Source organism: Streptomyces sp. NPDC046122 (assembly GCF_056429965.1).
Map to the genome: position 1 here is coordinate 14,274 of NZ_JBWKLQ010000023.1, position 19,763 is coordinate 34,036.

Consider the following 19,763-nt stretch of genomic DNA (forward strand, 5'->3'; position numbering starts at 1 on the left):
CCGGGAAGAGATGGGGGGGGAAATTGGAGGGCAACCACCTCCGTGGAAACAACTTGTTGGTCGGTGCAGTAACAACGGGGGAGGGCGATACAAAGCGGTGACACCCCCGCGCCGTGCGGCCGCGCTCTCTGGTCCCGGCCGCACGGCGCTGCTGTGCGTCCGGGGCACCGTCGAGACCGGGGGCTCGTGCTTGAGCTTTCGCCTGTGTGCCGGGTGAGGCCGGACCGCACAGGGCCTTGCCGACGGCCAGTTCCAACACTGTCCCGAGCGGCTTTGTCGCGCCCCGCGCCCCTGGGTTTGATCGTCCGAGGCAGTCACACCTTCATGGTGCTCCTCTGTGAGCCCGAGACTGGGGGGCGTGGGAAGCACGCGCGCTGCTGGGATATGAGGGGGGAGGGCGAGGGGTGGCAGGACCCTCACAGCGCGGGTCCGTGGGGGACGGACATGCACACAGGCGTCGCGGTCTCAACGGCGTGGGCGGGCTCCGAGTCACGGGCGGGCCTGTTCTGCCGAGTCAGGGGCCGCTTTTATGGGCACATAGGCGATGAGTGGAGTGGAACAGAACAGACCCCCCGGGGGGGTTGGCCGCAGTGGTTGGCGGCCGGCCCCAGGGGTGCTTCGGCACGGTGTTCCGGTGCTTGAGGACGCCGGCCCACCAACCGCAGATCAGGGCACAGAGCGAGAACCGGGCGTCCCCGGTACTCAAGGGGCGGCGGTGTGGCGGCCCGGCCACCACTTCGGCCTGAAGGGCCAGGGTGGCTCGGAGGGTGGCCGCTGCGCAGTCGTCCAGCCGCCCATGGCCTTCCTTGACCGTCTCCGGGCCGTCCGAGGTCAGTCGACGTCGACAGGCACTGCTCGCGGTTCATCGGCGGTCAGACGACTGAACCATGACGCCTGCGCTTATGGCTGTCAGCCTAGGCGCAGCCAGGCGGGTCGTACCCGGTCGACATAAACTGCATCGTGGGCATCCCCGCAGCGTCGAAGTTTGCAGTGTCCGGACCGATCAGCGTCATGTAACCGGCGAGCCTCTGGCTGTGCGGCGAGGCTGGCTCCCCCTTGACCTGCTCGATGTTGGGGAACACGGAGTCGAGTACCCACCGCCGACCGCCGAAATTAATCCACTTGATCCCGCAGTGCGTATTGATGTCATACGGATATGGCTTGTGCTGCGCGGGCTTAGGCGGCCCTTCCTGCCACTCGCTCTTCTTGATGGTGCGGGCGGGCAAGGTGGGGGCGGAGGACCCCTCGTCAGACGAGGACGAGCATCCGGAGAGCAGCACTGCGCTCAGGATTAGCACGGCAGCGTGGCGCGATAGTGTCATGTACCTGGGACGTTACGGCCATGCGTTACCTTCCGCCGGAAGGGCACTGCCATCGACACGCTGCACGCGCTGGAGCGCGTCGTATCAGGAACGGCTACGGCATGCGGGTCGTCACCCGTCGGCGTGGTGGTGGCGTGGCCAAGAACGGCTCCCGGTACATGGGCTGCTACGTCAATGTGCAGGTGACCGGCTTCGCCAACCGCTACGTGGCGAGCAAGGCCAGCCAGGCCGAGACCTGGGGCTTCAAGCCGGGGTGGAGCAACAAGATGGTCAAGCCCCCGAGCAAGAAGAGCTGGTACACCCCGCTGAAGATCCCGTGGGCGGTCTACTACAACATCCAGGTCAAGCCCGGTACCCGCATCTGGTCGGGTGTAATGGCCGCGGTCTTCGTCTGGACGGGATACCTAGCGAGCATGACGGACAACTGCATGGCTAGGTAACCTGCCTGGCCTGGTGCTGAAGGGGCGGCGTGTCCCACAGGAGCGCACCACCCCGTCTTTCGCCGGGGGACCGCGCTCTGCCCGGCGGTGGGGAACGGAGAGTGCTGGAAGGCAAGCCGATAAGGCTACCGATGGCCAGGATCGCCCGAGAGGCCCTCGGCTCCAAGGCGGCGACCGCCGGCGCGGCCCACGGCACCGGTCCGGTCGTCGCGGACGTCTGGACCGAGGGCGACCTAGGATTCGTCCTGCTCGTCCACCGCAGGAACGACGGGAACTGCGCGGAGGAACTGTTCTACTCACTGCGCGGCTCTGGCGAGGGCACGGGGACGGCGGGCTGGGCCGTTTGCGACCACCTCAGTGGCGGACTGCTGGGCTTCGACTCGGCCGACCCGCTGGCCCGGGCGGAGATCCTCGCCGGCCGCACCATGGCGGTCGTCACCGAAGCCGAATCCCGTGTGCACACCGGCAGGGTGCCCGAGGACGACGGTGACGAACTCGTGCGTGCCGTGGAGCTCCTCGTCACCCCCCAGGCCGAGGCCCTCGAAGTGGAGAACCTGGTCAGACCCTCCCGCCACTACCGTCGTCTCTCCTTCCCACTGGCCCTGGTCGTCCTTCTTCCCGGTGACCGCCTCCGGGTCCGCGCGGTGCGGGCTCCACGGCCGGATACGAGGCCGTCGGCGACGACATCGAGTTGATACACCAGCCGGACGGTGGTAATCCCGGCTCGTATCTGACGGCTTGGGAGTGGTCTCCCAGTGCAGACTGACGTCTGGTGATCACGGACGGAGCAGGTCAGGGTGCCGGGCCACAACGGGTCGGGGACACGGGCGTGTGGGTCCGGGGTACCGGCGTGCGCCAGCCGCATTGCTCAGGTACGCCGGTGCGGCGTTCCTTCGAGGGCGCTGCCCGGGGAAGGCGTTTCCCACCGGCTGGAAGACGGAGCGGGCACCGTTCAGGGGGCGGGAGGGCAGGGACCCGGTGGAGACGGCGCTGTCGGCCTTGGCGGCGTCGGCCAGGGCCTCGGAGGCGGCTTCTGCCGCCTGAGCCGAGTCATTGGCGAACGGCGCTGTCGGCCTTGGCGGCGTCGGCTAGGGCCTCGGCGGCAGCTTCTGCCGCCTGAGCCGTGTCGTTGGCGGCTTGGGCGGCCATGTCATCGACCGACGGCTTCTCTCGAGTGGCTGGCGACTGGGGCAGAACTTCCGTGAAGGCCCGCGATACGCCTTGCAGTGCGGACGTGATCTCGCTAGGGATCACCCAGAAATTGTTGCCCTGGCCTTGCGCCAGCTGGGGAAGCGCCTGGAGGTACTGGTACGCGAGGAGCTTGGGATCGGGGTCGTTGCGGTGTACCGCCTGGAACACCTCGTCGATGGCCCGGGACTGACCCTCGGCTTGGAGGATCGCGGCCGTTCGGTTGCCTTCCGCACGAAGGACGGCGGCCTGCTTGTCTCCTTCTGCGGTGAGAATCTGTGACTGGCGCTGTCCCTCGGCGCCGAGAATCGCGGCCCGCTTGTCCCGTTCCGCTCGCATCTGCTTTTGCATCGCATCCTTGATGGACTGAGGGGGATCGATGGCCTTGATCTCCACGCGGTTGACTCGTAGCCCCCACTTTCCTGTGGCCTCGTCCAGAACCCCGCGGAGCTGGCTGTTGATGGTGTCACGCGAGGTGAGAGTCTTTTCCAGGTCCATGGAGCCCACGACATTGCGCAGGGTGGTAACGGTCAGCTGCTCGACGGCCTGGAGAAAATTGGCGATCTCGTAGAAGGCCGCTCGCGGGTCGGTGACTTGGAAGTACAGGACGGTATCGATCTCGACGACGAGGTTGTCCTCGGTGATAACCGGTTGCGGTTTGAAGGAGACGACCTGTTCTCGCAGGTCGATCACGGGGTGTACGCGGTCGATGTACGGAATGACGAGATTGAGGCCCGGGTTGAGCGTTCGATGGTAGCGGCCGAGCCGCTCGACGTTACGGGCACGTGCTTGAGGAACGATACGCACCGCCCGTACCACAGTGAAGATCGCGAGAAGTGCGACCAGCAGGCCAGCGATGAGAAACGCAGAGACGTCCATGGCTTCAGTCCCGGGGGTAGACGAACGCGGTTGTGCCGCTGATCTTCAAAACGTCGACGGTCGCGCCAGGTGCGATCACCAGCGTCTCGTCATAGCTGCGGGCCGTCCACTCCTCGCCGTCGATACGTACCCTCCCGCCCACGGCCGTCACTTCCGAGACGACGAAGGCCGCCTTGCCGACGAGCGCGTCGATGCCAAATCGTGCTGCCTGAGGCTGGGGCTGGAGAACGTGGCGCAGTGCAATCGGGCGAAGAAACAGCACGGCGCTCGTGGCGACGACGGCGTACGCCAAAAATTGAAAGGGCAGTGGCAGCCCGATCGCGGCGAGTCCGGATGTGACCACAGCGGCCGCGCTCAGCATTCCCAGCGCAGCAGTCAGTGTGAATATCTCTGCCACAGCCAGAATGGCTGCGATGATCAACCAGATCAGCCATAGATCCATGACGCGCCCCTTGTTGCCAGTGCGGGGGAGGGCCGTGGGGTGCGCCCTTCCGCGATGAAGGCAGCTACGGTTCCTTTTGCTATTACTTTACCTACGTCCAGCGGAATCTAATCCGATACGACAGGCCTGCTTGGGGTCGTTCGCGGCGGGTGGCCTTGCACCCCTTCAGCCCACGGCCTGGCTCGCCGCGCTGCACTCGTCGCGGATTCCTAGGCGTTTGTGATCTTTCTTGCTCCGCCGGTCATGCGCGGTCTCCCCAGCTCCGATGTTCCTGATGCAGGAGCGGAAGGTACCCTTCGCGCCTCCTGCGGAGACGCCTTGGAGCCCGTCGAGCGATGACGATCCCACCTATCCGTGGGGCGGCGTGGACCGCAGCGCGACGCCTTCCGACGCCACCACCCCGGCACCGAGCCCTACCCCCTGAGCGCTCACCGTCGCGACGGGCAAAGACAGCCCGGCATGACTCCGCCGAGCAGTCCGTGGCGTCTGTAGGCGTTGACTTCTGGCATCACGGCGTGTCCGACGGATCGCGTGACGGAGCCGCGCTGGTGCCGTTCCGGCCAACGTGGGGCGAAGTATTCGGTTGGATCGGGGGTGGGCCTCTTGAGGCACTTGTCGAAGAACACAGGACGTGTGGTGGCCGTGCTATCACAAGGTGATCAACGGGTCCGCCTATCGACGCAGGGGGAGCGGTCGCCGGCCCGACTCGACTGTCTTCAGCGCGGTCGGCTGAAGGGGGCGGCGCTGAAGACACCGGGATGGCGTCGACGCTCCCCTGGGCGCGATCGGCAGACGGCGTTTCGCCAGCCGGCCAGCCCTTCGCCGCGTCCGCCGAGACGGCCCCTACGCCACAGGTACGCCCTACAGGCCAGCTGGGAATGATCGCCTGCGGAGCGACGTAAGACTCATACTTGAACCGAGGTCTTGCCGGTTGCGGCGCTGGGAACAGTGATCCGATCGCTCGATCTTCATGACCGTCACTGAAACCACCGCCTTGGCCGCCGACGTGTCCTGCCGGGTTCGCTCAATGTACCGGCCCCTACGAGTCGCCAGGACGTCCCCCGGGGGCCGGCTTGTGGGCGCGTGGTTCAAACAACGCCGCGACCCCGAACCGCGCGGGGTCGACTGCGACATGGCAAGGCACGACACTGTCCTCTCCTCAGCCGGGGTTCATATAGCCGGGAAGGAAGGCACATGCTCAAGAGGCAGTTACTGGGGGGTGACGGTGCTCGTCATGACCGTGGCCTTCAGTTACGTCGGGTACTGCAGGAGCGACCAGCAGCCCAGCCTGCCCTGGATGATCGGAGGACTGGCGGCCGGAGCGATAGCCGTGGCAGCTCTGGCCCGGGTCGGCAAGGAGTAGATCCCGTTCCCAGCAGGGATGTGGAGGTGTCACCGGGCCCACCGATTGCGCCTCCTATTCGTTTAGCCCCGCTCAAGACACCCCATCGCGGAAGGCCGGGAACGGCCTGATCAGGCTCGACCGCTTGGAACGCCGGCTACATTGTGTCGACAGGCACATAATCGCGGTGCTCGCACTCGACGGCGTCACCGCCTGCGATCTCTCCATCGCCTGCCAGGTGTTCGCCCTGCCGCACCTTGACTACGGGCCGCCGTGTTAGGAGTTGCGCGTTGCCAACCGGTCCGTGACGACGGCGGCCAGCCCGTCGGAACCGTTCCGGCTCTCCTCCTACGGGGCAACGCTCGCGACGTCGACACCATCGTCGTTCCCGGCGCCTCGGTCGACTACGTCCCCGCACGCGCATCCGCCCCGCCCTCACGCCTTGAGCTCCCGCGGACTCAGGCCCGTCAGCAGGCCGAGAAAGCGAGCACCGTTCAATCGCGCTTCCAGCCCGCCAGTTGCCGCCAAGTGGCACCGCGCACGGACCTGATGGGCACCTGGTCTGGTACGTACTCCTCGCACTGTGGGTTGTGGCAGGGGCCGGCGTTCCACACGGGAACGAAGACCCCCATGGTCTTGTGTCTTTCCACAACGGCGTCCACCGGCTGCTTGCACGAGGCACAGGCGTACGCAGACGTCGATGTGGTTCCGCTCCGCTTCTCGCGATTCATGTATCTATTTTACGTTATTTTGACAAAATTTGGAGGTGTTGTAGTGGGGATATGGGTGTGAACCGGACGTCGGCGCTCGGAACCGCGCGGCCCGGGTATCAGACATCAGGTGGTCCAGCACGCGGATCCTTTGGCGGGTCCCGGTCGGCAGCGGGGGTACTTTGCCCGTCATGATCAGAGCCTGGCGAGGGGTCGGCGCCCGGGGAGGGGTCGGCGTCCGTCAGCAGTCGTTCATCGGTGTCACTGGACGGCGCCGGGCGCGCCAGGCTGAGTCCGACGGAAATGGCCAGCACACTGACGATGACCGCGAGGCTGATCGGAGAGGGAATTTCGGGTACGGCGGTGCTGATTGTTTTGTGCGATGCCTGGAGGATGAGTTTCACGCCGATGAAGGCGAGGATGAGTGCCAGGCCCTTGCTGAGGTAGTGGAAGCGGTCAAGTAGGCCAGCGAGCATGAAGTACAGGGCACGGAGGCCCAGGATGGCGAAGGCGTTGCTGGTGTAGACGATAAAGGCGTCGCTGCTGACGGCAAGAACGGCGGGCACGCTGTCGACGGCGAAGACGAGGTCGGCGGCCTCGATCGCCGCGACGACGGCGAGCAGCGGGGTGGCAACGCGCTTCCCGGCTTCCCTGATGAAGAACCGTGCTCCCGCGTAGTCGTCCCGAACCGGGATGATCTTGCGCAGCAGCTTTACGGCGATGCTCTTGCCAGGGTCGAAGCTGTCATCTTCCTCTTTGAAGATCTTGTATGTGCTGTAGAAGAGGATGGCTGCGAAGCCGAACAGGACGGCGGTGAAGCGGCTGACCACCGCCACACCGGCGGCGAGGAAGATGCCGCGGAAGACGAGGGCGCCTAGAACACCAAAGAACAGCACGCGGTGCTGGTAAGCGCGTGGAACCTTGAAGTAGCCGAAGATCAGCGCGAACACGAAGAGGTTGTCGACTGACAGGCTCTTCTCCAGCAGCCACGCGGTGGTGTACTCCACCCCTGCGGTCGTGCCGACGACGAGGAAAACCACGACACCGAAGATGACTGCCAGTCCTACCCATGCCCCGCTCCAGGCGGCGGCCTCGCCGAAATGGATGACGTGTGCCTGGCGGTGCGCCAGCAGATCGACTGCCAATGACACCAGCACAGTGACGGCGAATGCCATCCAAAGCCACAGCGGCACGTCATGCACGGGTCCGACCTCTCCAAAGATCCCGGCGTCTCCTTACGAGTCTGAAGCATGCGGCGGCCATTGTCGTTCCGGTCTGGGTGATTGTGGAGTCGAGGACGGACCCAGGAAAATGCGCCTGGGCTTCCTCCCCAGGGAGAGCGGACACGAGGCCTTCCCGTGGTCCGGGACGCCCGCGAGTGCTGGCTCCCACGGCGCCCCCGCCCTCAAGGGCTGCCGCACGCGGGTGCTCCCACGGCAACGATCCGCTCCGGCGCCCGGACGGTGAATCCGGGTGCATGTGATGGACCGGGAACACCGGTGGCCTTAAGGGCCTCGCTGCGCGTGTGGTTACGGCCCACTACACGCGGGTAGCTCGTCGCAGCTGAGATCCGGCGGCGGTCCTCTCTTTGCGCCTGGAGAAGATAGTCATCAGACGCAAGCGGTACATCGTCATCCGACATGCTCGGCCCTCCTGCTGGCGTCGCTGTAACCGCCGACGCGTCCTTGACTCCGCCGCCGGCCCCAAACTCCTCGCCAGAGTCCGCGAGCGCTACCCCACCATCACCACAGCCTGGGCTGACAACGGCTACAAGACAGAAGTCGTGTGCCAGGCCGCGAAGGTCGCTCCGGGGGACTGGGAGATCTTGGCCACCCGGTTACCGCTGCACGGACGCAGGCTGTCGACCGCCTCGGGCACACGCGGTCCACGGGCGCGTCCCAAACCGTCGGCGCACACTGGAGTGAATCGGGGAAACCTCGTGAGGAAGTGTTTATGCTCCGCGTTCGCTCCTCAGGCTCCGCCTTACTGCTGGCGGCGGTCGTTGCTGTGGCGGGGCTCAGCAGTTGTGGTTCCGACGGCGACGACACGTCGCAGAGGGTCGCTCCGACGGTCACCCGGACGGAGACTCAGACCGATACCCGGACCGTCACCCCTGAGTCAACCCCCACCCCGACACCGCCCAAGTCCACTTCTACTTCACCTCCGCCCTCAGCCCCGACCACGCCGAAGACGTCTGCCCCCAGCGACGCAGCCTCCACCGTCGAGGCGTACTTCGATGCCATCAACGCGCGTGACTATCGACGGGCGTGGGATCTCGGAGGCAAGAACCTTGGCGACCCCTCCTACTCGTCCTTCGCGGCAGGGTTTGCCGATGTTGAACGCGACACCGTTCACATAGTTGATGTCAGCGGCGGGACTGTAACCGTGACGATCGATGTACTGCGGCCAGATGGAACCCAGGAGACCTACGAGGGCACCTACACGGTCAGGAGCGGGATCATAGTTGACGCCGCCATACGCCTCGTGGAACCACCGGCGCCACCGGACGATCCCGAGAGCACCTACCCGCCCGGACCCCCCGCAGGCGAGCCAGACGTCGACTGCGCAGACCTTTCCGGACCTGTCTGGGTTGGCCCCTCCGACCCTCACAATCTCGACCGCGACGGTGACGGCATTGGTTGCGAGTTCAACTAAAATACGAGACGCCAGTGGCGACCACCAAGTTCCCGGTATGCACCGCCAGGGCTGCCGCTTTCTCGGCCCGGTCGGCTCGGTACTGGTAGCGCCTCAAGGCGGACCACTGGAAAGCACAGTCGAGGATCTCTCCGTAGATGTCGTGCTGTATCTGCTCGGCAGCGGCGTTCCCCCCAGCGAACCGGCGTGGAGTTGCGGTAGCCCTTCAGTTCGTCGTCGATCGTCTCACGCACGGGTGCGCGGCCGTCGACGTCGTACAGGACCCGGGGCTGGTCCTGCCACTTTGCCGTGGTCAGGGCCCAGTCGAGGAAGCGCCCGGCTTCCTTCGGCAGCCCGATGCGGCGTAGCGCGAAGACCGTGTAGGCGGCGTCGCGGATCCACACCTAGCGGTAGTCCCAGTTGCGTGCTCCTCCGACGCACTCGGGCGGTGTGGAGGTGGGTGCTGCGACGATGGCGCCGTTGTCCATGTAGCCCAGCAGCTTCAGCGTGATGGCGGAGCGGCGCACCAGTTCCGGCTGAGGCACCGCGTCCACGACGAGGGCAGCCCATCGCTGCCACACCCTGACGGTCTGCGCCAGCGCCGCGTCTACAGCGTCGTCCTGTACGCGATGGGCCCCGTGCGGCTCCCAGCCCAATACGACGCACACCTGTTCCCCGGCAGTTACTGAGGTTTTCAGGGTGGGGTCGGCGGGTTGATGGCCAGGCTTGTGGCGGTGAGGCAGCCGTCGATCAGGCGGGGCCGGAGCTGGATTCTGCGTAACTCGCGGCGAAGCTTGCGGTCGAGGTCGTCGGGTGTGGTGAAAGCGGTGTTGGCCATCGATCGGCGCACGAGTGACCAGACGGCCTCGACGGGATTCAGGTCGGGTGCATACGGCGGAAGCCGGACGGTGGTGAGCCAGTCGTGCTCGGCCTCGTACTGCTTCAGACCTGCGGCCAGGTGAGTGTTGAGGTTGTCCCAGACCACCACGATCGGGCCGTCGAGCTGGATGTGTGCCCGCACCAGGAGGTCGCGGTAGTCCTGCCAGGAGAAGCTCTTGCGTGCGCCCTTGAGCAGGAGGTGCGTGCGGGGCCGGTAAATGAGACGGCTCTTCTCGCCGGGCTTGTAGCAGCACAGCGCGGCGACCGAGGTCCGGCGGCCGGACCTGCCGCGCACGCGGATGACGGGGGGTGCCCGCGTCGGCCCCAGGTGCGGGCGACCGGCGGCGTCATCGAGAAGCCGGCTTCGTCCTCGAAGACGATCCAGCCCCCGCATGCCGCCGCGAGCCTTTTACCCGGGGCCATACCTCCTTCTTCCACAGCTCCACCGCGTGCTCGTCACGCCGCAGCCGACGGCGGATCACCGTCTGAACCCGGACCAGGGTCCAGCGTTCGTCTTCGAATCCGTGCGTCACCGGGCCTTTGCCGAGTTCTCCTCCAGCACGGCGAACTGGGCGTCGGTGATGATCGGTGAGTTCGCCGGACCCGCGGAACGCAGGCCCTCCATGCCGCCCTCGCGCCAGGCACGGCGCCAGCGTTCCACCGACCGCACGCTCACTCGCAGGTCCTTCGCGATCACCGCGGTCTTCTCACCCGCCGCGAACCGTTGTCCAGCCTGAAGCCGGATCCCCTCACGAAACGCCCGACGCTCAGCGGTCAGGCCCCCACCCTCCGAATACCTCACCTCACCGGCATACCGCAGGGATCATGAACCGTCACAACCCGACGACAACCCGAAAACCTCAGTAGTAGCCGCCTTGGACCCGATGCGAGGCGTGCGTGGTGGGGCCCTCGCCGGGCACAGTGGCCAGGGCCCCGCGGTGACACGGCTCCGTGGGGGACGGTTCGCGCTCGCGTCGCGGTGCACAACGATCTCGCAGGCTTTTGGACGCGCCCCGGCTCCGGCAAGCACCCTCCGCAGGCGGAGGGCCTCACAGGGGACTCGTGGGGTCTAGAAGCGGCTGACCATCCCCGGGATGCCCCGAGGCGTCGGGAGCGGCAGCGGGTTGGGGTCGCTGCGTTCGTCTGCGGCCGGAGCGGCCTGGCAGGTGACGTCCTTCGACGGCAGCTTCCCGGTGGTCAGGTAGGCGGTGGCCGTCTTGTCGGCGCACGACTTGGTGCCGTAGATGCCGTGTCCGACACCTCCGGAGACCGTCACCATCTTCGACCCCTTCATGACACGGCGCAGGCCCTGACCGCTGGTCAGCGGTGTCTGGGAATCCCACTCGTTCTGCAGGATCAGCGCGTTGACCTTGTTGTCGATCGTGGTGGCGGGCTCGCTGCCCTTCTTCCAGAAGGCGCACGGCTTGATGTGGGAGGCGAAGTCGCCGTACAACGGGTACTTGGCCTTGTCCCGGATCGCGTCCTTGCGGTACTGCTCCGGATCGCGCGGCCAGTTGCGGGTGTCGGCGCAGACGACGGACCAGAAGCCGGCGTCGCCGTTGTCCGGGGGCACGGTCCGGCCGAACGACGGCGGAAGGGGCGCGGGCGTCCTGAGCTCCCGGCCGGCGGGTGCTCCTGTGGCGGCCTTCTTCAACTCGGCGACCAACTCGGCGGCGTCGCGCACGCTGAAGAACGTGCCCCGGCTGCCGGAGCGGATGTCGTCACCGGTCAGAAGCGTGCCGCCGAGGTCGATCGGCTCGCGGTCGGCCTGGGCGACCAGGTCGTAGAAGGTCTTGCGGACCGCTTGCGGGGTCTTGCCCAGCTTGTATGTGGCATGCCGCACGGCGGTCCACTCGGTCCACCTGGTGAAGGCGGGCTCGGTACCCTCCGCCCAGACCTGGATCATGCCGCGCCATACCCGGGCCGGATCGACGGCGCTGTCCAGCACGAAGCGGTCGGAGCGCTTCGGGAACATCTGCGTGTAGACGGCGCCGAGGTAGGTGCCGTACGAGTACCCGAGGTAGGAGATCTTCTTCTCGCCGAGCACGACACGGATCACGTCCATGTCCCGGGCGGTGTTGCGGGTGGTGATGTGGCGCAACTTGTCACCCTGCTTGGCGTCGCACTTCTCAGCGACGGTCCGGGCCCACTTCACGTCCTTGGTGAACGTCTCGGCCTTGTACGGCCGTTCCCAGTTCCGCTCCTTGGACTTCAGGCCGCAGCCGACGGGGGAGCTCTGGCCGATGCCTCGCGGGTCGAAGCCGATGAGGTCGTACTTGGCCTTCACGGCCTTCGGCAACTCGCCTGCCAGGTACTGCGGCATGTCGACGCCCGGCCCGCCCGGGCCACCCGGGTTGAGCAGAAGCACACCGCGCCGCTCTTTCTTGGTGCTCGTCTTCGTCCTCGATATCGCGAGGTCGAGCTTCTTGCCGCCCGGGCTGCTGTAGTCGAGCGGCACCTTGATCGTGGCGCACTGGAAGGCGGCAGGCATCGTCGTGTCGCAGCGGTGCCAGGCCGGCTTCTGCTGGAGGTACGGGCGAAGGGGATTCTCCGCGGCGGATGCCGTGGCTGGGGTCAGCGTGGTGACGGCGCCGACCGCCAGGAAGAGGGCTATTCGACTGTTTCGCACGTGGGTTGAGCCCTTAGGTGGTTGGGTACTGGACGCACCCACCTTTTCGTGCGCGGACGTTGAGCGAATCCCTCCACAAGGCAGGGTTTCTCCCACCGTGGGGGGAGGGGGAGTTGGGACAGATAGTGCTTGAGTCGCACAACCGTAACCGGCTCAACGCCATCTACTTCGAGTGGACTTCTGAGATCAATTCAGTTTAGTTTGCATGACCTGAAGTATTTCAAGTTTCAAGAAGTTTGGGCGCGTCGTTGCAGTGTCCGATTCGATTCCGCCGGCGTCTTCGATAAGATGCCCGATGGAAGCGGGGTGTTCCGGCCGGTTGTCGTGATCTTTTTCACGCGCGATCTTCCATGCCTAGCCTGCCTCGGAGCGGGCGAAGCGGGCGCGCAAGGCTATGCCGGACCCGACCGCTGGCAGGAGTGCTTCGGGAACCTCTACCCTCTCGTCCGCGAGAGCCCTGCCGAGCGGGCTCGTGCGCAGACTGAGCTGTGGCGCCTCGGCGTGCTGCTTCCACAGCTTGGCTCAGGTCCTCCGAATGGGACAAGCGACAGCGCCGACTCCAGGCGCCGCTCAGCTGCACACGAGCTTTCCGGCGAGCGGCCTCAAAGAACAAGCTAAGGATGCGTTCCGGCTTCGGACGGGTCGTTCGTGCGCTGCGATGACATGGCACGCTGGCAGCGCCGGGGCCCGCTGCTCATCTCATCTCGTCGCGGATCGCGTTGCGGTGTTCCTCGTAGACGAGCCGCGCATCGTCGCTCGGCAGAGCCTCGGTGGCGAGGCCGCAGGCACACGTCACGACGGTGAGGCCGCACGGAGTGCGCAATGTGTACCCCTCGGGGCTGGTCCAGGCGCCACCGGCCGGGTTCGCCGCCTGCTACTCGCCAGCCGCAGAGTCCTGGGCAAGCACAAGCAGATCAGCGGCGTCGGATGGTTCCGTGACGGTGTGCCCGAGCTGTACCAGCAAGCCCGCGACCGCGGCCTGCACGACGGCCTTCATCCTGCCGGCCGATGCTTCGGACTGATCATCGGCCAGCGAAGCGAACCCGTCCGAAGCAGTCCACGTGATCAGCACCCCGGCCGGCCCCTCCGTGACCCGAAGCCCCGGCCTGCTGTCGCCCGCCGCCTCGCCGACCAGATGAAAACCCGCCTGACTCAGGGCATGACGCACCCGCGACACGAGACTGGGCGAGGCGCACGGCACCAGACTCGCCTGCCCCGATATTCAATAATCACGCACGCCACCAGGCTATTTTTCGCCGCGTCGCTGAACCCAACCGGCCAACGGCGTGCAGGGCGGAAAGCCGGCGCCTGGTTGCGTGGTGCTTGTGTCAGCCGTGAGGAGCCCTGGTTTCTCAGTTCACGGTCCTGCGACTGGACGAGCCACAGCTCGAAGAGATGCTCAGCAGTGGAGGGCGCATCACGTATCGGCGCCGGCCGTGAGCAGTTCGTAGGTCTCTGTCAGCTCCAGCAGCCGCGCCGGTTGGTGCCCATGCAGCGTCTCGCCGCCCAGCGGCATGGTGGCTGCGGCCTGCTCGATCTCGGGACATGTTGTGAGGTCTATGGCCCCGGTGACAGCGATCACGCTGTGGTCGGGGTGCTGCTTGGTCACCACGGTGAAGTCGTCCATAGTCCGCCCCTCTATCCAGGGTCGAGCCCATCACACCCCCGGCGAGGGGGCATCACGCACGCGGCGTGGGGCCACCTACAGCCGGGCAAGACAACCCGTACCACTCCCCCGGTCCCACCGTGACCTCCCAGCGCGGCGACGATCCGGTGCGGCCGCTCCGTCACATGCCGTTCGACCTCCCGCAGGGCGAGCCCCGCGGACCCCTCGGGAAGTTCGTGAGGCAGGCGGGGCGGCCGGGGCTTCTTCCAGGAGGAGTGAGGTTCCTCGCGGATCTCCTGGTGAACCCGCCACAGGGGCTGGAAGTCCGCACCGCTGAGAGCGAGGGCGGCTACAGCAGCCGGGACGAGGCCACCGGGCTGGCGGCGCATCTCCACATCGACGACCACGAAGGTCGTAGAACCGAACTCGGCATCCATCATGCGCACCGGCACCACGATATCGACCCCGTGCGATGCACGGGACATCTCGCGTCTCTCGGCGAGCGCTGCGATGTCGTCCGACTACGGGCCCGGCGACGCGATCTCCTCCGGGCGATGGCGGCCACGGCCGGGGCAGGGCCCTGCCCCGCCAGCCAGGCGCCCGCGCATGAGGAGAGCCAGCAGTCCGGGGCGAGGCGTCCAGCGGAAGCTCTTCCTGACCGCGTGCTGCCGCAGCGCCCGAACGTCGGCGTTTCGGCCAATCCGTCCCCGACCCGGTGCTCTTGCGCGGCAAGGGTCGGTGCATTGCGCACCTTCGGAAATCCGCTGAGTCACAGGGCGCACAACGCGTCCGAAAGGAACAGGTGCTCGAAATCTCGCGGCGTCGTTGAACACGGCGACGCCACCACCACGTCTACGAGGGGGAACACATTGCCGCCAGTCGAACCAGGCAGCGACAAGAGCGCGAGCGGACCGAAGGCCGAAGCCGCAGACAGCATCTCGGACGCCGAGCGGGAGCTGTACGGAGGCCGGCTGCGCTACGACCAGTCCTACGTCCGCCACGAAGGCCCGCTGACCCGGCTGAAGTTGGGGCACATGGCGGCTGCGCTGCCGCACATGGTGGGCATGGTGCTGCGCACCGGCTGGAAGGCGGACCGGCGCGCGCTGATGGGGGTCGTGGCGGCCGAGCTCGGGCAGGGCGTGACGGCTGCGTGGGGCCTGGCTGCGGTCAACGGCGTCCTCGGGCAGTTGTTCGCCGACGGTCCGACCGTGGACAAGCTCCGCGACGCTCTGCCTTCCCTCGTGGTACCCGCGCGGTACTGAGGTCCCGCGCGGGGTGTCTGTACCAGGGGATGTTCACCGCCCAGGCCGCGCAGTACGGGATCGCGGCGGTATCCGATGGCGTTCCCGGTCCCCGCGGCGCCCAGCCGTCCGGCCACAAGCCGGCGAGCTGATCCACCCGAGCGCCCCTTTTCCCTCAGCCTGCCCGCCACCCAGTTCTCACGACTTCGAAGGCGAGACGACGCCCATGTCCCCCAGCTCCACCGCGATCCGCAGGACCGTCGAGGCGTACCTCGGCCGGCACCCCGGCGAGCGTGACGCCCTGGCCGGGCTTCTCGCCGCGCTGGACCGGCCCGTCGACGCGGCTGCCCGGACGACGCAGCCCGGGCACGTCACGTGCAGCGCTGTCGTCATGGACCGGCAGGGCCGGGTCCTGCACATCCGGCACCGGGCCACCGGCGGCCTCATGCTCGCCCCAGGTGGCCACATCGAGCCCGAGGACCGCACACTGCTCGCCGCGGCGCTGCGCAAGGTGTCGGAGGAGGCCGGGATCGCGCCGGGCGCCCTGTGCCTGACCCGGCAGCTGCTCAGCGCTCCAATCGACATCGACGTCCACGACATCGACGCCAACCCTGCCATGGGCGAACCGGCTCACCGCCAATACGACTTCCGCTACATCCTCTACCTCGCAGGCGAGGAACCGCCCGCGATCGCGCTGCAGGAGGAGGAGGAGGTGTCCGGTGCCCAGTGGCTCCCGCAGCCGGAAGCCACCTCGCCGACACTGCGCGCGAAACTCCTCGCGGCGGGCCTGGACGGCAGGCCGGAGCTGGTGAACGCTTCCGCGCTGATCCACGACGGACAGGGCCGCTACCTGCTCCATCTTCGCGACCACAAGCCCGGCGTCATCTGGAAGCCGGGGGAGTTCGCCCTTCTCGGCGGCGGCCGTACCCACGACGACCAGAACCTGGAGGCCACCCTGCTGCGGGAGCTGTCCGAGGAGGTGCCCGACCTCCGCCTCGAGGACTTGAAGCCCTACGCCGTGGAGTCCGCCACCAGCGTCGACGGCCTCAGCGTCCCGGTCCAGGTCTTCGCCAGCAGGTGGCGCGGCAACCCCGACCGCCTCGCGCTGCACGAAGGTGTCCTTCTGCGCTGGTTCGCGGTCGACGAACTGGACCGGCTGCGCCTGAGCCCGGCCACCCGGGACCTGATTCGTCGGCACGCGGCCGAGAACCCCCCGGGCAGCGAGCCGGCCGTGGCTCCTCCCGTGTGGGACGGCGGCAGCCGGGTGGTGTTGAACGGCGTCGGAGTCCACCTTCACCTCGAAGACGCCGAAGGCCGGGTGCTTCTCGGCCTGCGGCATCCCGATTCGAAATACGCGGGCGACACCTGGCACTACCTCGCCGGGCGGTGCGAGCAGGAGTCCGCGCTCTCATGCCTGGTCCGCGAGGTGTGGGAGGAAGCAGGGCTGGCCATCGACCCCGCGGACGTGGAGCTCGCGCACGTCGTCCACGTCGTCGACACCCCGGGCAGCCTGCCCCTGATGCAGCTCATCTTCCGGGCTCGCCGGTGGGAGGGCACCCCCGAGGTTCGCGAGCCCGACAAGTGTCTGACCTGGCAGTGGTGGCCGCGGCACGAGCTCCCGGACCGCCTTGTCTCCTACACCCGCACGGCCATCACCGCGATCTCCGAAGGCCACCTCTATTCCCAGCTGGGCTGGTGAGCAGGGTGAGCACACCCACCGGTAGCGGACCCGGCCGGCAGGGCCGTGCCTGGCAGGTCACGATCGGGGCGGCGCTCTTTGTGCAGCTCGCCTGCGCCGGTGCCGCGGGCACCACCCAGCGATCCATCCGTCAGATCGTCACCACGGCCGGGATGCAGGCGCGGATGCAGGCGGTGAGCACCTGGCTGACGTCCGGCGCCCGGCCCGTTGTAGGTTCCGCGATTCCGTGGACATTTCCGCGTGATCATGGACACCGTTTGGACACTTCCGCGTGATCATGGACAACCGTAACGCTCAGTAGTTGCTAGTTGAAGACTGTTACGAGCTTCCGGCTTGGGCGGTGCGTTGCTACCGCACCGTCCAGTAGTGCTGGTCAGTGGTGATGGGCTTGGGGAGGTGTCCGGTGAGGGCGTGCCGGGGTGGTCGCCAGCGCTTTTCGGTCCTTGTTCGGCTGTTCAAGGCCGGTGGGCCTTCTCGTGCTGTGCGGCTGCGTAGTCTCCTGACCCTGCTCCAGCCGTCTAGAGCGGGGGCAGCGAGAAGGGGTGGGAAGCATGGCCAGTGAGGACACGACGCCGGAACAGCGCCTGGAGAAGCTGCAGGGCCTGTTGATGGGGACGCGCAGGAACACGCGAGCGTCCCGGTCGCTGGCGCGTTACGACAAGGGCAATGTGCTCATCGGGGCGGCGTTGCACGCCGCTGACCGGTTACGGCAGGGGGAGCCGCCTACGGATATTGAGCAGCAGTTGCTGACGGTGTTGCGGGCCGCGATGTCGGATCAGGAGATCAAGGAGTGGGGGCGGGTCTACCGGGAGTCGGTGGCCAAGCTCGGGACGCTGGACGTGGTCCCGTCCGTCATTACCAGCCGTCCGGTTGCCTCCGGCTACACCATGAACGATCTTGCGTCCGGGTTCGGGCCGGTGGCGCAGGAGGCCGCGTCGATGCCGAACACGGCGGTCGTCGACCGGGAGGTCCTGGCGGCCAGCGGAAGCGTTGACACCCCCGAATTCATCGAGGGGATGCGTGAGTTCGGGTTCGGTGTCACCGCGTTCGCCCGGCCCCGCAAGGAAGTCGTCGGGCAGGCAGCAGAAGCCGAGGACGCCGGGGAGCGGGCGGAGCCCCCGACGTTCAGGGCCAGGCTGGAGACGGAGAGCTTCTACGTCCAGCGGGCGGTGGGCGACGCGAGCGGCGGCAAGGACGAGATCTACTGGTGTTCCTCCTCCGGCAGTAACAAAGTGGCCGGCGCCGGCTTCATGTCACAGGAGTTCGGCTCGGTCAAAAAGGGCGATACCCGCGTCTTCAGCCCGAACCGTCGGCTCGTCTTCGGGGGCGAGGCCAGTACCGGTGTGGCGCTCAGTGTGTACTGCTGGGAGGCCGACCAGAGCACCAGCGAGTGGTACGACGCCCTGCACGATGCCCTGCGGACCCTTTCGCGGACCATCTTCGAGACATGGTGGTGGGAGCTGGCCACCGGAGTGCTGCCCGGGACGGAAGCTGTCGGCTGGCTCGGTGAAGTGGTGAAGCTGGCCGTCATGCTGATGGAACACCTGCGCAACGAGGACGACCTGTCCTGTGCGCGGGGGATCTTCCTCAATCAGCAGGATCTGGCCGTGATGTCCCACCGCGGGACGGGTGACTGGCACTTCAACGGCGACGGTCACCACGTGCTGAAGCTCAAGTACACAGGCGACAAGGTGCCCTTCCCGACCGGGACACTGGAGTACGCCGTCCGCGCCGGCGAGGCGTGGGGTGCGCCGATCGCCCTGCCCTGGGAAAGCGTCACGCCCCCGGCCCTGGCCTCGTACAACGGCAAGCTCTACGCCCTGTTCGTCCAGGCTTCCGGCAACAGGGTGATGTGGACCCGTCTGGAAGGCCAGACCTGGACCGCACCCCAGCGCATCGGCAACGACGCCACCTACCATGCCCCGGCCGTGATCGCCGGGCACGGCAAGCTCTTCTACGTGCACACCGGCGTGGACAGGCAGGTCTACTGGCGCACCTTCACCGAAGGCACCGGCTGGAGCGGGGCGACCAACTTCGGGGACTACCGGGCGGAATACGGGCCCGCTCTGGCCTTCTACTCGAACCGGGTGTGGATGCTCCACGTGGACCCCCGGGAGCAGGTCTACCTCACCACCCACGACGGCGGCCGCTGGAGCGGGTGGTACCTCGACAACCTCGGCTGGCGCCTGAACAAGAGCCTCGCGATCGCCCCCCACGGCACGCAGTTGTGGAGGGTCGCCACCGGGCAGGACAAGGAGCTCTACACCGCCACCTCGCCAGGCGGCGCCGAATGGTCCGGCCGGGGCACCCTCGGCGGCTGGCGCTCGGAGCACGCCCCGGCCCTCGCCGACCACGGCGGGAAGCTGTGGCTCTTCCTGCGCGGCACGAACGGCGCCCTGTACGCGGCGACCTACAACGGCACCTGGAGCGCCAGCCACCAGGTCAGCGGCAACGGAGCGATCAAACCGATGGACGCGCCGACCGCGGCCTCCCACAACAACAAGCTCTACGTGATGTACCGCCGCTGAGTTACTGACACGAGGGCTGCCGAGCTGTCCGGTGGGCAACCTGCCGGACAGCCCCTACAAGGCCCGTACGGTCACCGCCGTCGGCGTCATCGCTAGCGTCAGCTGACGATTCGACCCAAAGGGCCACTCGGCGCAAGAGCCGCTCCTTGGCCCGGGGCGCAACGGGGGAACCTGCGTGGCGTCGGCGGCGCGGTGCGAAACCGCCGAGATCGAGCAACGCGGCG

At 67.1% G+C, this 19,763-nt stretch carries 16 protein-coding genes and 1 pseudogene; 7 read left to right on the plus strand and 10 right to left on the minus strand.

What is annotated here, in order from left to right; translation table 11 throughout:
- Positions 1-914: 914 nt before the first annotated feature.
- Complete coding sequence (locus tag AC07FK_RS32540) at positions 915-1,280, minus strand: hypothetical protein (RefSeq protein WP_479108514.1); 366 nt, start codon at positions 1,278-1,280, stop codon at positions 915-917.
- 143 nt (positions 1,281-1,423) lie between these two features.
- On the opposite strand from AC07FK_RS32540, the gene AC07FK_RS32545 reads away from it, so the two are divergent.
- Both AC07FK_RS32545 and AC07FK_RS32550 read left to right on the plus strand, forming a co-directional pair.
- Positions 1,424-1,762, plus strand: a complete 339-nt coding sequence (locus AC07FK_RS32545; protein WP_479108515.1) for a hypothetical protein — start codon at positions 1,424-1,426, stop codon at positions 1,760-1,762.
- 131 nt (positions 1,763-1,893) lie between these two features.
- A complete protein-coding gene (locus AC07FK_RS32550) occupies positions 1,894-2,457 on the plus strand; it encodes a hypothetical protein (protein WP_479108516.1) in 564 nt (187 codons plus the stop codon).
- 355 nt (positions 2,458-2,812) lie between these two features.
- On the opposite strand, the gene AC07FK_RS32555 is transcribed toward AC07FK_RS32550, so the two are convergent.
- On the minus strand, positions 2,813-3,829 hold the full coding sequence (locus tag AC07FK_RS32555; RefSeq protein ID WP_479108517.1) for an SPFH domain-containing protein: 1,017 nt from the start codon (positions 3,827-3,829) through the stop codon (positions 2,813-2,815).
- 4 nt (positions 3,830-3,833) lie between these two features.
- A complete protein-coding gene (locus AC07FK_RS32560) occupies positions 3,834-4,271 on the minus strand; it encodes an NfeD family protein (protein ID WP_479108518.1) in 438 nt (145 codons plus the stop codon).
- 1,234 nt (positions 4,272-5,505) lie between these two features.
- Between AC07FK_RS32560 and AC07FK_RS32565 the strand changes: the two genes are divergently transcribed.
- Positions 5,506-5,634, plus strand: a complete 129-nt coding sequence (locus AC07FK_RS32565) for a hypothetical protein (RefSeq protein WP_479108519.1) — start codon at positions 5,506-5,508, stop codon at positions 5,632-5,634.
- Positions 5,635-6,442: 808 nt separating this feature from the next.
- Here AC07FK_RS32565 and AC07FK_RS32570 read toward each other — a convergent pair.
- Positions 6,443-7,525, minus strand: coding sequence for a TerC family protein (locus AC07FK_RS32570; protein ID WP_479108520.1), 1,083 nt, complete (start codon positions 7,523-7,525; stop codon positions 6,443-6,445).
- Positions 7,526-8,276: 751 nt separating this feature from the next.
- Here AC07FK_RS32570 and AC07FK_RS32575 point away from each other — a divergent pair.
- A complete protein-coding gene (locus tag AC07FK_RS32575) occupies positions 8,277-8,978 on the plus strand; it encodes an excalibur calcium-binding domain-containing protein (RefSeq protein ID WP_479108521.1) in 702 nt (233 codons plus the stop codon).
- A gap of 383 nt (positions 8,979-9,361) precedes the next feature.
- On the opposite strand, the gene AC07FK_RS32580 is transcribed toward AC07FK_RS32575, so the two are convergent.
- The 6 genes and pseudogenes from AC07FK_RS32580 to AC07FK_RS32605 all read right to left on the minus strand — a co-directional run bounded on the left by AC07FK_RS32580 (position 9,362) and on the right by AC07FK_RS32605 (position 14,092).
- Positions 9,362-9,625 (minus strand): hypothetical protein, encoded by a 264-nt coding sequence (locus tag AC07FK_RS32580; RefSeq protein WP_479108522.1) that lies wholly within the window; start codon positions 9,623-9,625, stop codon positions 9,362-9,364.
- A 26-nt stretch (positions 9,626-9,651) separates the two neighbouring features.
- Positions 9,652-10,638 (minus strand): annotated as a pseudogene (locus AC07FK_RS32585) (transposase).
- Positions 10,639-10,905: 267 nt separating this feature from the next.
- Positions 10,906-12,465: an alpha/beta hydrolase gene (locus AC07FK_RS32590; protein ID WP_479108523.1), complete on the minus strand. Its 1,560-nt coding sequence runs from the start codon at positions 12,463-12,465 to the stop codon at positions 10,906-10,908.
- A gap of 694 nt (positions 12,466-13,159) precedes the next feature.
- Positions 13,160-13,288 carry a hypothetical protein gene (locus AC07FK_RS32595; protein ID WP_479108524.1) on the minus strand — a complete coding sequence of 43 codons (129 nt, stop codon included), beginning with the start codon at positions 13,286-13,288 and terminating at the stop codon, positions 13,160-13,162.
- Between the two features lie 51 nt (positions 13,289-13,339).
- A complete protein-coding gene (locus tag AC07FK_RS32600) occupies positions 13,340-13,633 on the minus strand; it encodes a hypothetical protein (RefSeq protein WP_479108525.1) in 294 nt (97 codons plus the stop codon).
- Between the two features lie 249 nt (positions 13,634-13,882).
- Positions 13,883-14,092: a hypothetical protein gene (locus AC07FK_RS32605; protein ID WP_479108526.1), complete on the minus strand. Its 210-nt coding sequence runs from the start codon at positions 14,090-14,092 to the stop codon at positions 13,883-13,885.
- An 848-nt stretch (positions 14,093-14,940) separates the two neighbouring features.
- Between AC07FK_RS32605 and AC07FK_RS32610 the strand changes: the two genes are divergently transcribed.
- The 3 genes from AC07FK_RS32610 (at position 14,941) to AC07FK_RS32620 (ending at position 19,539) form a co-directional block, all read left to right on the plus strand.
- A complete protein-coding gene (locus AC07FK_RS32610; protein ID WP_479108527.1) occupies positions 14,941-15,333 on the plus strand; it encodes a DUF2267 domain-containing protein in 393 nt (130 codons plus the stop codon).
- Between the two features lie 205 nt (positions 15,334-15,538).
- Positions 15,539-17,011, plus strand: coding sequence for an NUDIX hydrolase (locus AC07FK_RS32615; RefSeq protein ID WP_479108528.1), 1,473 nt, complete (start codon positions 15,539-15,541; stop codon positions 17,009-17,011).
- 551 nt (positions 17,012-17,562) lie between these two features.
- The gene (locus AC07FK_RS32620) at positions 17,563-19,539 is read left to right on the plus strand and encodes a PLL family lectin (RefSeq protein ID WP_479108529.1); all 1,977 of its coding nucleotides are present in this window, start codon (positions 17,563-17,565) and stop codon (positions 19,537-19,539) included.
- Positions 19,540-19,763: the final 224 nt, after the last annotated feature.